This is a genomic window from Allomuricauda sp. TY007 (genome assembly GCF_010468565.1).
GTDB lineage: Bacteria > Bacteroidota > Bacteroidia > Flavobacteriales > Flavobacteriaceae > Flagellimonas.
Genome location: NZ_WUEG01000006.1, coordinates 82,720 through 101,622 on the forward strand (window position 1 = coordinate 82,720; position 18,903 = coordinate 101,622).

14 protein-coding genes and 1 tRNA gene are annotated in these 18,903 nt (G+C 41.9%); 6 read left to right on the top strand and 9 right to left on the bottom strand.

Features of this window, described 5'->3' with window-relative positions; genetic code table 11:
• Together GO009_RS08215 and GO009_RS08220 are read right to left on the bottom strand one after the other, a co-directional pair.
• Positions 1-849: a methylated-DNA--[protein]-cysteine S-methyltransferase gene (locus tag GO009_RS08215; RefSeq protein WP_163625731.1), complete on the bottom strand. Its 849-nt coding sequence runs from the start codon at positions 847-849 to the stop codon at positions 1-3.
• A gap of 81 nt (positions 850-930) precedes the next feature.
• Positions 931-1,893: a YafY family protein gene (locus GO009_RS08220; RefSeq protein ID WP_203532418.1), complete on the bottom strand. Its 963-nt coding sequence runs from the start codon at positions 1,891-1,893 to the stop codon at positions 931-933.
• A gap of 234 nt (positions 1,894-2,127) precedes the next feature.
• Here GO009_RS08220 and GO009_RS08225 point away from each other — a divergent pair, with 234 nt between their 5' ends.
• Both GO009_RS08225 and GO009_RS08230 read left to right on the top strand, forming a co-directional pair.
• On the top strand, positions 2,128-2,622 hold the full coding sequence (locus GO009_RS08225; RefSeq protein WP_163625733.1) for a DinB family protein: 495 nt from the start codon (positions 2,128-2,130) through the stop codon (positions 2,620-2,622).
• A gap of 12 nt (positions 2,623-2,634) precedes the next feature.
• Positions 2,635-2,853 (top strand): hypothetical protein, encoded by a 219-nt coding sequence (locus GO009_RS08230; protein ID WP_163625734.1) that lies wholly within the window; start codon positions 2,635-2,637, stop codon positions 2,851-2,853.
• 388 nt (positions 2,854-3,241) lie between these two features.
• On the opposite strand, the gene GO009_RS08235 is transcribed toward GO009_RS08230, so the two are convergent.
• Positions 3,242-6,256 (bottom strand): hypothetical protein, encoded by a 3,015-nt coding sequence (locus tag GO009_RS08235; RefSeq protein ID WP_163625735.1) that lies wholly within the window; start codon positions 6,254-6,256, stop codon positions 3,242-3,244.
• A 306-nt stretch (positions 6,257-6,562) separates the two neighbouring features.
• Complete coding sequence (locus GO009_RS08240; protein ID WP_163625736.1) at positions 6,563-7,624, bottom strand: Gfo/Idh/MocA family protein; 1,062 nt, start codon at positions 7,622-7,624, stop codon at positions 6,563-6,565.
• Between the two features lie 175 nt (positions 7,625-7,799).
• Here GO009_RS08240 and GO009_RS08245 point away from each other — a divergent pair, with 175 nt between their 5' ends.
• Positions 7,800-9,014, top strand: a complete 1,215-nt coding sequence (locus tag GO009_RS08245; protein WP_163625737.1) for a multidrug effflux MFS transporter — start codon at positions 7,800-7,802, stop codon at positions 9,012-9,014.
• On the opposite strand, the gene GO009_RS08250 is transcribed toward GO009_RS08245, so the two are convergent.
• The 4 genes from GO009_RS08250 to nagB all read right to left on the bottom strand — a co-directional run bounded on the left by GO009_RS08250 (position 9,011) and on the right by nagB (position 15,103).
• A complete protein-coding gene (locus GO009_RS08250) occupies positions 9,011-10,099 on the bottom strand; it encodes an anhydro-N-acetylmuramic acid kinase (protein ID WP_163625738.1) in 1,089 nt (362 codons plus the stop codon). The two genes, GO009_RS08245 and GO009_RS08250, sit on opposite strands and share 4 nt — an antisense overlap.
• A complete protein-coding gene (locus GO009_RS08255; protein ID WP_163625739.1) occupies positions 10,096-11,682 on the bottom strand; it encodes a glycoside hydrolase family 3 protein in 1,587 nt (528 codons plus the stop codon). The genes GO009_RS08250 and GO009_RS08255 overlap by 4 nt, the downstream gene beginning before the upstream one ends.
• 6 nt (positions 11,683-11,688) lie before the next feature.
• Positions 11,689-12,954, bottom strand: a complete 1,266-nt coding sequence (locus GO009_RS08260; protein ID WP_163625740.1) for an MFS transporter — start codon at positions 12,952-12,954, stop codon at positions 11,689-11,691.
• A gap of 211 nt (positions 12,955-13,165) precedes the next feature.
• Positions 13,166-15,103 (bottom strand): glucosamine-6-phosphate deaminase, encoded by a 1,938-nt coding sequence (gene nagB / locus GO009_RS08265; RefSeq protein ID WP_163625741.1) that lies wholly within the window; start codon positions 15,101-15,103, stop codon positions 13,166-13,168.
• Positions 15,104-15,285: 182 nt separating this feature from the next.
• Here nagB and GO009_RS08270 point away from each other — a divergent pair, with 182 nt between their 5' ends.
• Both GO009_RS08270 and murQ read left to right on the top strand, forming a co-directional pair.
• Positions 15,286-16,035, top strand: coding sequence for a DeoR/GlpR family DNA-binding transcription regulator (locus tag GO009_RS08270; RefSeq protein ID WP_163625742.1), 750 nt, complete (start codon positions 15,286-15,288; stop codon positions 16,033-16,035).
• A 7-nt stretch (positions 16,036-16,042) separates the two neighbouring features.
• On the top strand, positions 16,043-16,855 hold the full coding sequence (gene murQ / locus GO009_RS08275) for an N-acetylmuramic acid 6-phosphate etherase (protein WP_163625743.1): 813 nt from the start codon (positions 16,043-16,045) through the stop codon (positions 16,853-16,855).
• 11 nt (positions 16,856-16,866) lie between these two features.
• On the opposite strand, the gene GO009_RS08280 is transcribed toward murQ, so the two are convergent.
• On the bottom strand, positions 16,867-17,985 hold the full coding sequence (locus tag GO009_RS08280) for a PQQ-dependent sugar dehydrogenase (protein ID WP_163625744.1): 1,119 nt from the start codon (positions 17,983-17,985) through the stop codon (positions 16,867-16,869).
• Positions 17,986-18,305: 320 nt separating this feature from the next.
• Between GO009_RS08280 and GO009_RS08285 the strand changes: the two genes are divergently transcribed.
• Positions 18,306-18,379 (top strand) — tRNA-Pro (locus tag GO009_RS08285).
• The last annotated feature ends 524 nt before the right edge of the window (positions 18,380-18,903 follow it).

Here is an 18,903-nt window from a genome sequence, read left to right on the forward strand (position 1 = left end):
TTACTCGGTTGAGGCCATTTGGGCAGCTTCCCATCCTATAATGGCACTTTTTCTTGTGTTGCCCCACATATATCCCCCTATTTTGCCAGATGATTGAATGACCCTGTGACATGGAATCAAAAAGGCAACGGGGTTTTTACCTATTGCCGACCCTACCGCTCTGGAAGCTTTGGGCCTTTCGATTTTTTGAGCAATCTCCCCATATACAGACAGGCTGCCGCTTGGAATCTTGAGCAGGGTTTCCCAGACCTTTAATTGAAATGGCGTACCGTTCAAGTGCAACTTAATCTGTTCTTGTTTGCTCCAATCGTTTTGGAAAATGGCCAGTCCATCCTGTTGGTGCTTATCCAAAAACTGGCGATATGTGGCATTGGGGAAACGCAACTTTAGGTCATCAAATGCTTTTTGCCCATCATCGATAAAGGACATATGGCAAATACCCTTTTGGGTGGAAGCAACAATCAGTTTGCCAAAAGGACTTTCCGCAAAACTATAATTGATTTCCAAGCTTTCTCCCCCATTTTTGTATTCTCCCGGTGTCATCCCCTCAATGCTCACAAAAAGGTCATGAAGCCTTCCGGTGCCCGAAAAACCAGTTTCCATAGCGGCTTCCAGTAATGTAACCTGTCTTTCTTTTAATAGTTTTTTTGCATACTCAACGCTGATATACTGCATAAACTTTTTGGGACTCACTCCTGCCCATTCCGTGAACAACCGTTGAAAATGATAAGGGCTTAAATGAATGGATGCTGCAATCTCGTTCAAAGAAGGCTGCTCCTGAAAATTACTTCGTATAAATTCAATGGCCTTTGCCACTCTATTGTAATTGAATTCTGCTTGCGTACTCATGGTTTAGCTTATTTGAAACAAAAGTACACGGTACATGAGGGCGATAAAACCCGAATCTTGCTAACTATTTGGGCAAAACAATTAGTTCGTTAGCATACTCTGGCTCTTTTTCAAGATATCAGCCACTCTTTCTTTTAATGCTTTGGGTTCAACGATCTTGGCATAATCTCCAAACATCAGGTACCATCTGGCAAAGCCATTTTCCAAATCGGTTGTCATAAAGGTCATTTCCACTTCTTTTCCTTTGACTTCCTCTGAAATAAGGCCATAGTATTTGCTTTGATTGCGAATATACTTGGCAATAGATTTATCGACCAATATTTTCACTTTTGTTTTGTTGACTTCCTCTCTTTTCTTTCGGTGCTCATCAATAGTACCGTGTTCCAACATAAAATCCAATGATGTTCGAGCTATTCGGTGAATTCTATCCGTTCGGAAATGCCTGTAATCTGTCCTCAAATGACAATAGCCCAATATGTACCAAAATCCATTTTCATGAAAAAGCCCAACGGGTTCTATCCTACGTTCGGATGGGGTTTCTTCCCGCAATGATTCGTATCTTAAAAAAACCTGCTTCCGTTCGGCAATGCTCTCGAACAAAATTTCAAGGGCATTGGGTACCTTTTCGTTAAACAGAACTTGTCCCGGTACTATGGACACTTGGGACTCCAAGGTTTCCACCCAATCTTTTTCCTTTCCCCTTAGCACTGACTTCAATTTATACATGGCGGATTCATAATACGCGCCAAGGGACTTATCGGTAAATTTTTGCATCAGCTTTTCTGCGGCCACAAAACTTCCGGCTTCTTCACGGGTAAACATTACCGGGGGCAAACGATACCCTTCCATAATGGTATATCCTACACCTGCCTCGCTTACTATAGGTACGCCCGAGGCTTCCAAAGTCCTAATGTCCCTGTAAATGGTACGTAGGCTCACATCAAATCGGTCAGCCAGTTCTTGGGCTTTTACAATCCGCTTGGATTGCAACTGTATTAAAATGGCAACTATCCTATCAAAACGTTTTGCGGTATCCATTCCCATAATTGTGTGAGCTATCTCCCAAAGATAGGATTTCAATCCAAGGACGGGAGATCTTTTCTTGCTCATCTTGATTCATTTTTACTATTAAATCCATGTCAAAACTAGGCACGTAGAGTGACAACTGCTTGTCATGAACTTTTTTTTCTACCCATTTTTTTCTACTGACAAAGGGCTGTCACACCCCCCTCCTACTTTTGGTGTCAGAAACAATAAACCTTTAAAAAACAAAGCATCATGGAAAACACCATTAAAAAGCAAACTGAAGCACAAGTTATTACCTCAACACAATTGTTGGAACATTACCAAGGCCATAGAGCACTTACCCGAAGGGTAATCGAAGCCTTTCCGGAAAAAGAGTTCTTTAATTACAGTATTGGCGGAATGCGTCCTTTTTCCGAGATGGTAAAGGAGCTTTTTGCCATTGCCGTTCCCGGACTTACCGAAATTGTTTCGAGCAAAATCGGTGATTTTGATGAAAACAAGGACTATGGCAGCACAAAGGCCCAGTTTTTGGAAAAATGGGACCAAGACACGGAAGAAATCAATAAGCTCTGGAGCCAGATTGACTTGGAGCGTTTTCAAGAGCATGTAAAACTCTTTGGGCAGTATGAAGGTACCGTACAATCTTCCATTTTTTATTTTATTGACAATGAGATCCACCACCGTGGACAAGGGTATGTTTATTTGAGGGCCTTGGAAGTTGAACCTCCATTTTTCTACGAACGATAGATTTTACATGGGATGAAGACTATTTTGGTATTCAAAACGTCCGTTTGGGGCGAATCGCAAGTAAGACAGTTACGTCCCCTGTTGAACCAATTAGTGAACAAGGATGGGTGTTGGAACTTTGACCTGGAGGATTGTGACAACATTCTCCGGGTCGAGACCCAAGGGGTACCGGCTCCATCCATTGCCTCACTACTGCACAGCAATGGTTTTCATTGTGAGGAACTGCATTGATTGTAGATGTAAGCTCAAATTTTGTCAGGTTGAGTCCTTCGGCTACGCTCAGCAATCGCACGGAATGACAACTGCTTACTAAGAGAACCATCTTAAATTGTTCTTTATAGTCTGACACGAATTACACGAATCACACCAATTTTATCGTGGGTCATTTCGAGCTGTCACCCTGAGCGCAGTCGAATGGGGACGGCGAGAAATCTATTTTTTGTCACATTTTCCCGGTAGTTGTCGGGGATGTTTCAGGGTCTCGTTATATGGATTCCGTGTCGTACTTCGACTACGCTCAGGATAAACTAAAGACAAAACCTATTGATTAACAGCAATCATTAAATTCTCGACTGCGCTCGAATTGACATTGTACTGATTTTTTTGACAGTTCTTTATATTACAGGTCAACTTTTTGTTTGAGCTCGTTGAATTGGGCCAACAGCTCTTGATAGCTGTCTTTTTCTTCTTGCCCTGGCGCTTTATCGGCACTGCTTAAAATATAGTACAGATATGAAATTTGGGCTACCATTACCACTTCTGGATAGGCTCCCTCATCATTTTTGAGTTGTTTTAATGCATCCTTGTATGGCTTCAATGCTGCTTCACCCACTTTATTTTTTTCAAGTTCCTTGATTTTTTCCTCAACCTTATCCTGAAGTTGTCTAGCTTCCGATAGTAAATTGATTACCTTAAACTGAAGCTCTTGTTGTTCTTTCATATCTGACAAGGAAACTCCTTCTTCTTCCAGTCTAGGATCCATAAGGATTTCAAAAGGTTTCTCGAAAGACTGATTGCCAATTGTTAATTTAGCGGTATACTTTCCTGGCAATACCATTGGCCCGTTTTTGTAGCGTCTTTTCTTGTTTTTTGCCCAAGCTCCTTTTTGCTGGAGGTTCCATTCAAAACGGTTAATGCCCTTTTTGGTCTCCAGTTTTTCATCCATGTAAACAAAGGTCATGCTAAGGCTCATGTCCTCCACTTTTTCTGTGGTGGATTTCAATTTAGTGGAATCACTGACAATGGTTGCCACCTCTTTACCTTGTGCATCCATAATTTGAAGACTTACGCCTTCCTTGATATCAGAGGGCAGGTAGTAATCAATAATCAGACTGGTTGATGGATATTCAGGAAAATCTCCCCCTCCCCGAGGTGTTTGGTATCTGTAGGTATTATCGGGCTTAAATAAGACTGGTGTATCGCCCAATTGTGTAATATTCTCATCTTGAAGGGTAGTAACCTTGTCCAAAATCCAGAAACCACGTCCCATGGTACTCAAAATTAAATCTCCACGGAAAAGCGTAATATCCGTAATCGGGGTTACAGGTAGGTTTTGCTGGAATTTCTTCCAAGTTCCGCCGTCATCAAACGATACGAACATTCCAAACTCGGTCCCGGCATACAACAGTCCTTCGCGAACAGGGTCTTCTCTTAGCACCCTTGTGGTATAATCGGATGGTATTCCGTTGGATTCGGTACTGATCAACTCCCAACTTTCACCATAATCGTCCGTTTTGTACAAGTAAGGTGTTGTATCTCCCAGTAAATGGCGATCAACCGCAATATATGCTTTGGCCGGGTTGAACTGCGATGGTTCCACGGATTCTACCCTACCGCCTTTTGGCATTTTTTTAGGCGTAACATTTTTCCAAGTTTCGCCCCCATCTTTGGTAATGGAAATAACCCCATCATTGGAGCCCGTCCATATTATGCCCTGGCTTATTTTTGACTCCCTGATGGAGTAAAGGGTACTGTAATATTCTTCTCCGGTAATATCGCGAGTAATGGGGTTTCCTGAAATAACTTGCTTATCCGGCTCATTGGCAGTTAGGTCTGGGGAGATAATTTCCCAGTTTTTTCCACCATTATTTGTTCTATGGAGATATTGCGACCCCATATACACCACTTCTGAATCAAAAGGAGATACATGGATTGGGGCGACCCGCTGGAATCTGTATTTTAAGTCTTTAGGATTGTGTCCGTAAATATTGGATGCACCAATGGAATATTCACGGCTTTGCCCTGTTTTTTTGCTATACACGCTAAAACGCCCCTTACAGTTGTTATAAACAATATAATGATTGCCCGGCATGGGAATCACAGGGCCCGTTTCGCAACCACCGACATTCATCATAATGCTTTCATTGGGCGTGGTCGTGGCTTTGGGCGACCTGCTTGGGATGGCCAAGGTGGTATTGTCCTGCTGGGCTCCATACACCCAATACGGATACTGGTCATCCACAGCAACTTGGTAGATTTCCGCCGTAGGCTGATTGTACTGTGTAGACCATGTTTCACCTCCGTTATGGGACACATTGGCCCCGCCATCGTTACATTGGATCAATAAATCGGGGTTATCTGGGTTGAGCCAAATATCGTGGTTGTCGCCATGGGGAACGCTCATACGTTTCCAAGTTTTTCCCCCGTCAGCAGATTTTATCAAAGGGTTGGCATTGGAGTATACTATATCGGGGTTGGTAGGGTCCAATTCAATATTAGTATAGTAAAATGGTCGGTTCACCAAACGTACATCATCTGAAACGTGTGTAAATGACTTTCCTTGGTCTACCGATTTGTACAATCCCCTATCTTCGCCCGGTGCTTCGATAACGGCATATAGTATTCTTGAATCTATCGGGGAAACGGCTAAATCAATTTTACCTATCAATCCTTCGGGAAGACCGTTTTCCAGTTTTTCCCAATCTTTTCCCCCATTAATGGATTTGTAGATTCCGCCTTCGCTGTTTTTGCCACCCGAATCAATGGTCCACGGAGTTCTACGGGCTTTCCAAGCGGCAGCATATACTACATTTGGATTGCCTGGCAGCAATTCCAAATCGGCAAAACCGGTTTCATCGGACACATACAAGACTTTTTCCCAAGTTTTTCCGCCATCGGTAGTTTTAAAAATTCCTCGTTCTTCGTTGGGTTTAAATGCATTTCCAATGGCTGCCACCCATACAATATTACTGTTTGTTGGGTCTATTTCCACGGCACCTATTTGGCCAGCATTTTCCAAGCCGATATGTTCCCATGTTGTTCCAGCATCAATGGATTTGTACATCCCCTTACCAGAAATTATGTTACTTCGGATTCCATCGGAACCAGTTCCTACGTAAACAATATTGGGGTCGTTGGCCGCCACTTCTATGGCTCCGATTGATGGGGTTTTAAAATATCCATCAGAAACATTGTTCCAAGTGGTACCATAATCATCGGTTTTCCATACCCCGGCACCTGTGGCGCCAAAATAGAAAGTCCCAGGCAGCATTGGCGTACCGGTAACTGTTGTTACCCTTCCTCCCCTAGCAGGTCCTATGGTTCGGTATTGTAGTGCTTCAAAATCCTGTGCAAATGTGGTACAGGTAAGTAAAAATGAAAAAAGAAAATAAAAAGAACGTTGTTTTAAGGTCATGAGTTAGTAGAATAGTTGGTTTCCTCCCAAATCTACTAAATACCTAGCCAATCTAAAATTGAATTGACATGGAATCATTGTTTTTAATGGAGCGGAAGGATTTGTCTATTCATTCTTATGGAAAAAAGAAGGATTCTTCTTAATGCATTTATAATACCACGCCCTCCCTTAATCTCTATAAAGGAGGGAAACTTCTCCCCAATGTGGGGGCCTGAGAAAAAATCATCCATAAAATTTATAGAAACTAAAGTAACTGCAATACTATCTTACTACTGACCGGTAGCAATTCGGAATTGACAATTCAGCCTATAACATCACCGTCTTCCCCGTTTTAACAGATTCATCCGCAGCCAGCACAATCTTAAGACTGTTGACGGCATCATTTAAATGATGGGTCAGGTCGCGGTTATTTACAATGGCGTCCAACAGGTATTTTTGTTCCAGTAAACAAAGCCCGTCATGGTCGGGTTCATCCGTTGTGCTGATAATTTCATCTTTTTTGGTAAAATTGCCATTGGTATCGAGCTCACTATGGTGCAACTTTAAACTTCCCGTTTTGGTATGTCCTTCAATATCTTCAGATGCACCTTTATCAGCATCACTAATGGATACACAACCTTTTGGGCCAATAACATCCTTGATAAAAAATGCGGTTTCGCTCATCATGGGGCCCCAACCTGCTTCGTACCAACCCACGGAGCCGTCTTCAAATCGTACCTGTAGCTGGCCGTAATTGTACATTTTGGAATCCACTTCATCAGACAAATGGGCACCAATGGCAGAAACGCTAATGGGTTTGGAGCGCGTCATGGAACACATCACATCCACATAATGTACGCCACAGTCCACAATGGGCGACATGGATTGCATCAACTGTTTGTGGGTGTACCATTGTTCCCCCGAGCTTTGTTGGTTCAGGTTCATTCGCATCACCAGGGGTTTGCCCAAGGTCTGCGCCATTTCTGTAAACTTGGTCCAGGTAGGGTGTACGCGCAAAATATAGCCCACAACCATTTTGCGATTCTGCTTTTGGGAAAGATCGACCAGTGCTTGTGCTTCTTCCACTGTCAAAGCCAACGGTTTTTCTACGAAAACATGGGCATTGGCCTCAAGCGCCATTTTAACATAATTGTAATGTGTGTCCGGGTATGTGTTTATGGAAACCACATCGGCTCGGGTCGTTTTTAATGCTTCGGCATAATCCGAAAAAGTAGGTGCTCCATCCAATTCTTTGGAAAGGCGTTCCCTACTTTTGGTACCACGACTTACCAATCCCACTATTTCAAATCCATCTAGCTGGTGATAGGCACGGGCATGGGAAGTTCCCATATTACCGCATCCGACCACTAAGGTTTTTAATTGTTTCATTACTTGGTTAATTTAGCTTTAAAGATAAGGGTTGTCTGATTTTTTGAACGGATTTGGAAGGAGATATTCCCTTAAAGCATCGATAATCTCAAACTACAACGTTGGATATGTTTTCTTATGATTAAACCTTTCTTAAAAGCTTTACTGATCCGTTGGGTATGCCTAATTTTGCCGAATGCAAAAGTTAAATCAAAAACCCAACTTTGAGTTTGTGGCCATGATGGCCGCTTTGATGTCTATTGTAGCCTTGGCCATTGACGCTATCTTGCCAGCAATTTCCAACATTGGGACTGCCATTAATAGCACCGACCCTACGGATAATCAATTGTTGGTAACCATGATTTTCTTGGGACTGGGCGTGGGGCAATTGTTCTTTGGCCCTATATCCGACAGTTTTGGACGTAAGCCAGTGGTTTATATGGGTTTCACCATCTTTTTGATTGCAAGTATCATCTGTTTGTATGCCCCATCTTTGGAAGTAATGGTCGTAGGAAGGATTTTACAGGGAATTGGATTGTCCGCACCCCGAACCATCTCCATCTCCATTATTCGGGATACATACGAGGGCGATTATATGGCCAAAATAATGTCCTTTGTCACCGCTTTTTTTATTTTGGTGCCAGTTGTGGCCCCCGCAGTGGGTAAACTGATTTTGGACGCAGCAGGTTGGCAAGCCATTTTTTATGTGCAAATGTTTTTTGTACTTGTGATTGCCGTGTGGTTTTGGAAACGACAAAGAGAGACCCTGCACCCAGAATATAAAATCCCCTTTACGAGGCACGTTTTTATTGATGGTGTAAAGGAGTTTATAAAATATAAAGAGACAGTTGCCTTTACCTTGACATCTGGTTTGGTAACGGGAGCATTTTTGGTGTATTTGAGTTCTGCCCAGCATATATTCGAAGATCAATATGCCTTAAAAGAAATATTCCCGTACATTTTTGCAGGCCTTGCGGTTTCTATTGGACTTTCCACATTTTTGAATGGAACCTTGGTAATGCGTTTTGGTATAAGAAGGTTGTCCTTAATGGCAACCATTGTATTTTGCGTTGTAGCACTGACCTACGCCATTGCTTTTCTCAACGCCCCCAATCCAAGCATTTATATTTTGGTCGGATTTTTATCCGTTCAGTTTTTCTGTCTAGGATTTATGTGGGGAAATTTCCGTTCCATCGCCATGGAGCCTATCGGTCATATCGCCGGAATTGGAGCAGCCATTAATGGGTTTGTGTCGACATTGCTATCCATTCCCATTGCAACCTTTATCGGAGAATTTGTAAAAGATACAGTTTGGCCCCTTTTTGCAGGTTTGGCCATTTGTGGACTGTGTGCTTTGACTATTTTTCTTTTGGTGAATAAACCCAAAAGAAAACGTTTGGCAACGACTTAGCTTTCTTTGGGAAAAAATACCTCGCCACTACACGAATCGGAAGTGGCACCAGTAACGGATTTCAACACGTTGGTTTTTCCTTCCAAGCGGAGTACGCCCATTAATGCAAAGACCAAAGCCTCTTTGTAAGCAATCAACGTTTTGTTGGGAACTACAACCTCAATATTGGCACCCAGTTTAATTTGGAGCGTATCCATAAAGAATTGATTGAGCGTACCCCCTCCCGTAGCCAACAGTTTGTTGGTGGATTTGCCATTGTTCTTGTGTTTTAGGGCGGCAAATGCGATCTGTTCGCAATTATGATGGATGAACGTATGCAATAAATCCGCGTTGGAAATCTCGGAAGCCTCGATCAATGGGACAATCTCCGAGGTAAACCATTCATATCCTGTGGATTTTGGGTAAGGTAGACTATAATAAGGTAAACTGTTTAATTTTTGGAGTAGTGAGCGATTTAGCTTTCCCGAACGCGCCAATTTACCATCTTCATCATAGGCCAATCCCATTTTATGGGTAATGTAATTCAGAGGCATATTCGCCAATCCGATGTCGTAAGCAATGCGTTCGCCATCTTTTTCAAAAGAAATATTGCTGATGCCTCCCAAATTCAAACAAAAATCGTATTCATGGAACAGCAATTTATCGCCAATGGGCACCAAGGGAGCGCCTTGTCCCTTTAGGGACACATCCTTGGTCCTGAAATCGCAGACCACTTGTTTGCCGGATGTATTGGCCAATAGCTGTCCATCGCCCAATTGAAACGTAACACCATCTTCTGGTCGGTGGTGCGAAGTGTGCCCATGACTGGCAATAAAATCGACCTCTTCGCCCAATTCATCCATAAACAATTTGGATTGCTGTCCCAACCAAATACCATAATCCTTGTGCAGTTGCTCGTGCTCTTCTTCGGAAAGATGAATTGCGTTTTTGAGGTATTCCCGCATTTCATTGGAATAATCGACCTCAGCAGTTTCTTTTATGGAAAAGCTCCATTTTCCATCTTCTATCCAAATATGGCAATAAGCAATGTCCAACCCATCGAGAGAGGTTCCGGACATCAATCCCAAGACTTTATAAACATTCATGGCTGAAAGGTTTTTAGTTGGATGGGGAGTTTCCCTTTAGCTTCAATTTTATCGCAAAAGTGCTCAAAAGCAACTTCTTGAAATTCCAGAAAATCTTGATACACCAATACGGCATTGGATGATGGCTTCAATTTTAAAATATCCAGTACGTACGGATTTCCAAAAAGATAGATTAAGGTATTTTTCTTCTCCACCAATTTATGGATAGTGGTCAACGTACTTTCATCAAAACCAAATTGGTTTTTGGGTTTTACGGCTGGAGGGAAAATGCTCAGCAATACATTTTGATCGTTGGAATTTAGGGCCGTATCCAAATCAACCTCCTTTGAACCAAAATTGGATGAAATTTGTTCCGAAAAGCTATTTTCCTTGCCAGAATTCACAGAAACATTCAAGAAGTTTGAAGATTTTATTTCCTCTACGGTTGATTCATTTCCATACAATTCCGTGATGCTTTGTGCTGCAATTTTGCGGTTTAACTTGGAGTTTATATCAAAACTAGAATCGTTAGATGGCGCTTTTTCAGAAAACACTTTGTGTTTTAAGTTCCAGACTCTTTCAAAACTTTCTTGGATTCGTTCCTCTGAAGCACTTGCCAATATCCCATCAATGCCCTCGGCCACATTTTCACTAAAACAAAGCACGTCCATACCTGCATTAAAAGCAGCTTTTTCCAAGGCTCCTTTTTGAGGAAATTTTTTGGACACCGCATGCATGTTCAACGCATCAGAAATTACAACTCCATCAAAACCCAATTGTTTTCTGAGCAGATCCGATATGATTTTGGAAGAAGTAGTAGATGGATTTTCAGCATCCAACTGAGGTAGGAGCAAATGGCCTACCATCACAGAGTCCACCCCTGATTCAATTCCCTTTTTGAAGGGATAAAGCTCATTTTCCATCAATTCTTCCAGCGATTTGTCGATTACAGGTAGCCCTAAATGTGAATCTGTTGCCGTATCACCATGACCGGGAAAGTGTTTGATGGAGTTTAGGGTTCCACTCTTGGCCATTCCTTTTAGGAATGCTTCCGCTTTATGGAATACACTATTTCTATCATCCCCAAAAGAACGATACCCGATTACGGGATTTTCAGGATTATTGTTGATATCGACCACCGGGGCCAAATTCCATTGTATCCCGGCTTGTCTGCAATCGTTTCCAATAGCTTCGCCTACTTTATAAATTAGGTCATTATTGTCGGTCAAAGCGCCCAAAGTAATGGCATAAGGGTATTGTGGTGTGTTTTCAATACGCATAGCAAGTCCCCACTCGGCATCAATGGCAACAAGCAAAGGTACGCTGGCAGCTTTTTGATACCGTGCAATAAGCTCCAACAAACGGTCGTAGCTTTTTTCGTTATGAGTCACCTTTTTCTTTCCTTCAAAATTGGTGGCCGCACTGGCCCTGCTGTGAAAAAAACAGATAGAACCGATATGATGTTCCTTGATGAGCTTCTCCATTTTTCGCACCTCATCTTCGGTATCGTTGATAAAAACAGCGGGCATAAACAATTGTCCCACTTTTTGTTTTAAAGTCAGTGTGTTTTTTGGAAGTGTGTAGGCTTGTTGGGTTTTAGTCATTGGATTCTACTGTTTTTTACCATAATCTGCGGGGTATTTTAAATAGCGAAGCACCAGAAAAGCAGGCAAGGCTGCAATTACCACCCAGATAAAGAAGCCGTCGTAGCCCAACCATTCTTGAATGTATCCGCTCAGCATTCCGGGCAGCATCATGCCCAAGGCCATTAACCCGGTGGCAATGGCGTAGTGCGATGTTTTGGAGGCTCCTTCGGCCACATAAATAAGGTACATCATAAAAGCGGCAAAGCCGAAACCATACCCAAATTGTTCAAGCACAACGGTACCGACCACTGCATATATGCTGGTGGTTTGTGTTATGGCCAATATAGCATAAAGTGCGTTGGGCAAATTGAGTGCAAGCAACATGGGCAGCATCCATTTTTTAAGGCCGTCCCGGGAAATCAGGATTCCGCCAAGAATTCCTCCGAGCGACAACATAATTACACCAACAGTACCATAAATGGTACCCACGGCTTCAGTGGAGTACGCCAATCCGCCAACTTGTAACTCATCCAGTAAAAAGGGGGATGCCATTTTTACCAATTGTGATTCGCCCAAACGGTATGTTAATATGAACAATAAGGCTACTCCAATTTGATGTTTTTTGAAAAAACTGGCAAATACCTCGAAGAATCCTGCTGGTTTATCCTTAGGTTCGGTTGTTGATTCTTCAAACTTTGGGGCGGTAAAAAAGTTGGATACCGTTAAAGCAAGCATTAAAATCGCTGCACTGATCATGGTTACGGACCATGCTTTGGTATTGTCCCCGTATTGATTCTCCAAAAAACCTGCAAAAATCACTAAAAGCCCTTGCCCCGTAACCATGGCCAATCGGTAAAAAGTACTACGAAGTCCAATAAAGAAGGATTGTTTTTTCTGGGTGAGGCCAATCATATAATACCCATCCGAGGCAATATCATTGGTGGCAGAGGCGAAGGCGGCCATCCAAAAGAATGCTAGCGTTATGATAAAGAACGAATTTGACGGTAAAAAGAGTCCAATCCCCAAAAATGCCAGGGAAACCACCAATTGCATGCCCAAAAACCATTTTCTTTTCGTGCCATTTAAATCAACAATGGGACTCCACAAGGGTTTGATGACCCAAGGGAGGTACAGCCAACTTGTGTACAAGCCTATTTCCGCATTGCCAATGCCCAAACGCTTGTACATGATTACGGAAACCGTTACCACCAAAATGTAGGGAATCCCTTGGGTGAAATATAAAAAGGGAATCCACAGCCATGCGTTTTTATCTTTCGGAGCTACATTCATTGGTTGTGGTTTTAATTTATAGTATTGGCTTTTATTTGTTGAAATATCGGGAAGTTCAGGCTAATTTGGTAGTATCACTTTAGTTAAGGGTCAAGTTTTTATGTTGTTTTAACGGAGGTACATAAAAGAAAAAGGCCTACGTATGCACTAAATGTAGGCCTTTTCAAGATTAATTAAACAACTAACAACTTAAAATGAAATGTTGTTGTTTTTAGAAATGGTACCGTACAAAACCTTCCATGGCTTCGTACTCTGCCATTCCAAGTGCATTATATCTATTTGCGGTATCCTTGTTTCTTTGTTCTGCACGTTGCCAGAATTCCCTTTCGTCGTTCCCAGGGAACATGGCACTATCCTTTTGGGACTGGTGTTTAAATATGGCATTGATTTTTCTATCCATATCTTTTGGTCCAATTGGGACTGCCATTTCCATATCCGCAATGTCCCATTCCTGCCAAGCTCCTCTATACAGCCAAACGTAGCAGTTTCTTATCCAGTCCGAGCCTTCGTCCACCAAGCGCTGAATAGCTTTAAAGATTACATCCAAACAAACCCTGTGTGTTCCATGTGGGTCGGAAAGGTCTCCTGCGGCAAAGATTTGATGTGGTTTTAGCTTGTTCAGCAAATCATAGGTTATTTGAACATCTTCGTCGGAAAGGGGTTTCTTTCTAACGGCACCTGTTTCGTAAAATGGCAGGTTCTGAAAATGCGCATTTTCCTCTTTCACACCACAATAGCGGCACGCGGCCAAGGCCTCCCCTTTTCTAATTAGCCCTTTATAATCCTGCACTTCGGGACTATCCAATTCTCCCGGTTTTTTATTGGCCAAAAACTCACGGACTTCTTTAAACTTCTTTTTAAGCTCCTTGTTGTCTTTTTGCACATCCGTAGCAAAATCGAGGAAACGTATTACTTCATCATCAAAAACCGCAATATTGCCCGAGGTTTGATAGGCTACGTGGACATTGTGTCCTTGGTCCACCAATCGCAGTAAAGTACCTCCCATCGAAATTACGTCATCATCGGGGTGGGGACTAAAAATCAAAGATGTTTTTGGGTGGGGTTGCGCTCTTTCCGGTCTTTGACTGTCATCGGCATTAGGCTTGCCTCCGGGCCATCCAGTAATTGTGCGTTGTAATTGATTGAATACCGAAAGGTTGATTTGCTCTGCGGAACCGACTTCGGCAATCAGGCTTCCCATACCATATTCATTATAATCTTCGTTGGTCAATTTTAATATGGCTTTGCCCAGTTTTTCCGAAAGCCAAATTGATGCGGTTTTGATGAGTTTGTCGTCCCAATCGCACTCGGTTACCAACCAAGGTGTTTTTATTCTTGTTAAATAGGAGGATGCTGCTCCGTCAAGAACAAAATCACAGTTTTTATGATGTTGTAGGAAAGTTGCAGGAACGGATTCCTTTATTTCGCCCTCAACCGCTTGTTGTACAATGGGTGCTTTTCCTTCTCCCCATGCCATGATTATGATTCTTTTGGCATCCATAATGGTGCCAACGCCCATTGTAACCGCTCTTCTTGGCACATTTTCCTCGCCGAAGAAATCACTTGCGGCATCAAGGCGTGTAACACGATCCAAACGAACCAAACGGGTTTTACTGTTTAGTGACGAGCCAGGTTCGTTGAACCCGATATGTCCAGTTCTTCCGATTCCTAGAATCTGGATGTCTATACCTCCGACATTTTTTATTTTCTCTTCATAATCCAAGCAATACTTTCTTATTTCATCCTTGGGCAAACTCCCATCTGGAATATGAACGTTATGAGGCTCAATATCAATATGATCAAACAAGTGTTCGTTCATAAAACGAACATAACTATGGATGGAGTTTGGGTCCATCGGGAAATATTCGTCCAAATTGAACGTGACAACATTTTTAAAACTCAGTCTACCTTCTTTATAAAACTGAACCAAATAGTCGTACACCTTGGTCGGCGTAGAACCTGTTGCCAACCCAAGAACCGCCTTTTTGCCTTCGTCTTGTTTTTGTTTTATCAGACTTGCTATTTCGTTGGCAACGTACCACGATGCGCTTTGGGCATCTTGATAAATATGGGTGTCAATTTTTTCGAACTTCACGGATTCAGCATCCAGAGGTTCCTTTTTTAATACATTATCAGCTAACTCTTGCATGTTTTTATTGATTTTGACCTGTTTATCATTGCAAATATATTCAAAAAAAGCATTAAACAGCAATAAAACGCATTATATTTGCAATTATTTGCAGTTTTTAAGCAAAATAAACATTATGTTCCCGTAGAAGATATTTTCCGTGATTGTTTTCTACTTTTGAATTCGTATGAAAAGGATATCATATGCTTAAAGAAGAAAGGCAGCATTCCATACTCAATGAGGTGGAGTTGCATAACAGGGTATTGCTGACAGATTTGGCGGACAAGCTCAATGTTTCCGTAGATACCGTAAGAAGGGACGTCAAAGAGCTTGATGATGAAAACCTCTTGGTCAAAGTGCATGGAGGTGCTGTTTCTCTGGGATTTGCCAATCACAGTCCCCAACAGAGCAATGTTTATGCCCAAGACAAGAAAATAACTATCGCAAAAAAGGCATTGGGCCTTCTTAAAAACAATAGTGTCATTTTGATTGATGGAGGGACAACCTGCCTCGAGTTGGCTAAATTGTTGCCCGTAAACCTAAAACTTACTTGTTTCACTCTGAGTCTGCCTGTAGCTATGGAGTTGCTGCGCAAACCTAATGTGGAAACCATATTTATTGGGGGTACACTATCAAAGGGGTCGCAAATAGCAATGGGGTCCAGTACTATCAATGCACTGTCACAGATTAAAGTGGATTATAGTTTTATAGGTACGGGCTATGTTGACACGGAATTTGGATTGACTGAGTTTGATTGGGATGTGGTTCAGACGAAAAAAGCCGTAATCAATGCTTCCAAGAAAGCCGTACTTTTATGTATTTCGGAGAAGTTGAATTCCCAACATCGCTTTAAAACGTGCGATTTGAACGTAATCAATACCATGATAACGGAGTTGGAACCTTGGGATTCAAAACTGGACGCATTCAAAAATTTGAACATACAAATACTATAAAGTAGTGGTGGAAAAACATATTAAGATTACAGAGGAGCCATCCAACTATGATGGATTGGAGGGAATGGATACGTTGGAGATCGTAGCCAATATCAACAATGAGGACAAGAAAGTGGCTGAAGCTGTCAAGCAGGTATTGCCTCAGGTGGTCACAGTAGTCGATGAAACGGCCAAACGTTTTGAAAAAGGGGGTAGACTTTTTTATATAGGGGCCGGAACCAGTGGTAGATTGGGCATATTGGATGCTTCGGAAATTCCACCTACGTTTGGGATGCCCCATGACCGGGTAATTGGATTGATTGCAGGAGGAGACGAGGCGATTCGCAAGGCGGTCGAGAATGCTGAAGATGACACAAAGCAAGCTTGGAAAGACCTTCAGGAACATAATATTAATGATAATGATGTTTTGGTGGGCATTGCTGCTTCGGGCACTACTCCTTACGTTTTGGGAGGGATTGAAGATGCAAAGTCCAATGGTATTCTAACAGTGGGGATTACCAATAATCCAGGGTCCCCTTTGGCTAAATCAACCGATATCCCGATTGAAGTAAACGTAGGCCCCGAATTTTTAACAGGTAGTACCCGAATGAAAAGTGGAACCAGTCAAAAAATGGTCCTGAACATGATTTCCACCGCCTTGATGATTCGTGTAGGTAGGGTAAAAGGCAACAAAATGGTGAACATGCAATTGAGCAACACCAAATTAGTGGATAGAGGGACACGTTATATTATGGAAGAGTTGGACCTGAGTTATGAGGAAGCCGAAAAAGCGCTCAAAAAATATGGTTCGGTCAAGTTGGCCGTAGATGCTTTGAAATAAGTGGGTCCAGATTATTTTGGCTCCAATCGGTAAACCCCTTTACCTTCAATACCTACATAAATAAAACCATCTGGTGCTTGGCGTACATTCCGAACTCGGCCCATGCCGTCCAGTAATTTTTCGCGATAGACAACTTTGTTGTCTTTTAGTTCCAATCGCTCCAAATATTGAAAAGCCAGGGAGCCTACCAATAAATTGTCTTTCCATTTGGGATATTTCAAGGAAGTAACAAACGTCATCCCAGACGGTGCAATGGATGGTGTCCACTGGTACAATGGCTGTTCCATGCCTGGCCTTGAGGTTTCATCGGTAATTTCGGTGCCACTATAATTAATACCGTAGGTGATTACGGGCCATCCATAGTTTTTCCCTTTTTGTATGATATTGATTTCATCCCCGCCCCTTGGTCCGTGCTCATGTTCCCAAAGCACTCCAGTTTTAGGATGAAGAGCCAAGCCTTGAGGATTTCTATGCCCATAGCTGTAGATGGCTTTTTTTGCCCCTGTTTTATCAATAAACGGATTGTCTTCAGGAATACGGCCATCATCGTGCAAACGATAAATTTTACCTCCATCGCGTGTAATATCCTGTGGGTTTACATCCCTGTCCCCTCTTTCACCAATGGAGAAGAACAAGTAACCATCATTGTCAAACTCAATTCTAGATCCAAAATGTTGCCCGCGTGTGGAGTTTGGCGATGCTTTATACAATTTTTCAATGTTCACGAGCTTGTTGTTGGATAACTTTGCGCGTATAATGGCCGTATTGCCACCTTTTTCATTGCCTTCGGTAGAAGCGTAGGAAAAATAAATCCAACCATTATTGTCGTAATCGGGATGCAGTTCAATATCCATTAAACCACCTTGTCCACGGTTGTATACTTCAGGGGCATTGCCTACTTCAATGGTTTTTCCGGATTTGTGGAGAAGGAGCTTTCCGGATTTCTCTGATACCAAGATACTATTGTCGGACAAAAATACCATGCCCCAAGGATTTTGGACCCCACCTACCACAAGCTTAGGTGTAAAATCAATGGTTGCTGGAAGATGTATGCCCTTATCTAATTTTTGGGCACAGGATGTACTGAGCAATAGAATAAAAAAATATGGGAATAAGAGGCTCTTTTGCATGATTTTATGTTGAAATAATAGATAAACAGCAGATTTAAAAGTCCGTTTTATGGAAGATAAAGAGAATTTTTGTAAGAACAGAAACTATGATTTAGAATATTGAAAATCCAAATTTGAGTATTCTCTATGTGGTTTTGGTAAAAAAGTAATTTTAGGATTGAAATGTCACCAAAATTTATATTTTTGCATTCCGTTTTCGGGATGTGGCCCTTACGGCTACGCTCAGGATAGACTCCGTCTGTTACCCAGACCGCTTAGCGGTAGGCGGAATTGTAATTTGGGTATTGTTTTTTTGAATTTTATCAGCATTTTGCTGATTTCGGGATGTGGCGCAGTCTGGTAGCGTACGCGCATGGGGTGCGCGTGGTCGCTGGTTCGAATCCAGTCATCCCGACTTACCTTATTTAAGTAAAATCAAAACACTGTTAATCTTGTGATTTTCAGTGTTTTGTGTTTTTAAACATATCGTTTGAATTCATTTAAAACCATCTAAAATCATATCAAGCGTGTTCCCATCGGGAGCAAACACTTACAGTTCTTGTTGTAACTTTAAATGACTTTTAGAACCATTTTTCTTGTGTTTTGACTTTCACAGTATTCACACTCAAATAAGGTAGTACCTAGACCGTATTTATGCAGGATTCCTTCTTGTAACCAAGTCCGACAGTCTTTTGTTTGAAATCCGTTCTGTCCTCACTTTTGGTATTTTGATATGCTTTCAAAAGTTAATTCAACTAACTTATAAGACCTATTTTTTATGTACAGTCAAAAGGGATAAGTCCTAATTTTAACTTTTACAATTGCTGGATAGTGTCAAGATGTAATCCATTAATTTAGAACCTTGAGTTTCCTGAAAAGGAGTCAAATCCATTTTTGTAACCTTTTTGTATCTCAATTTGTCCAATGGGTGTGAATTCA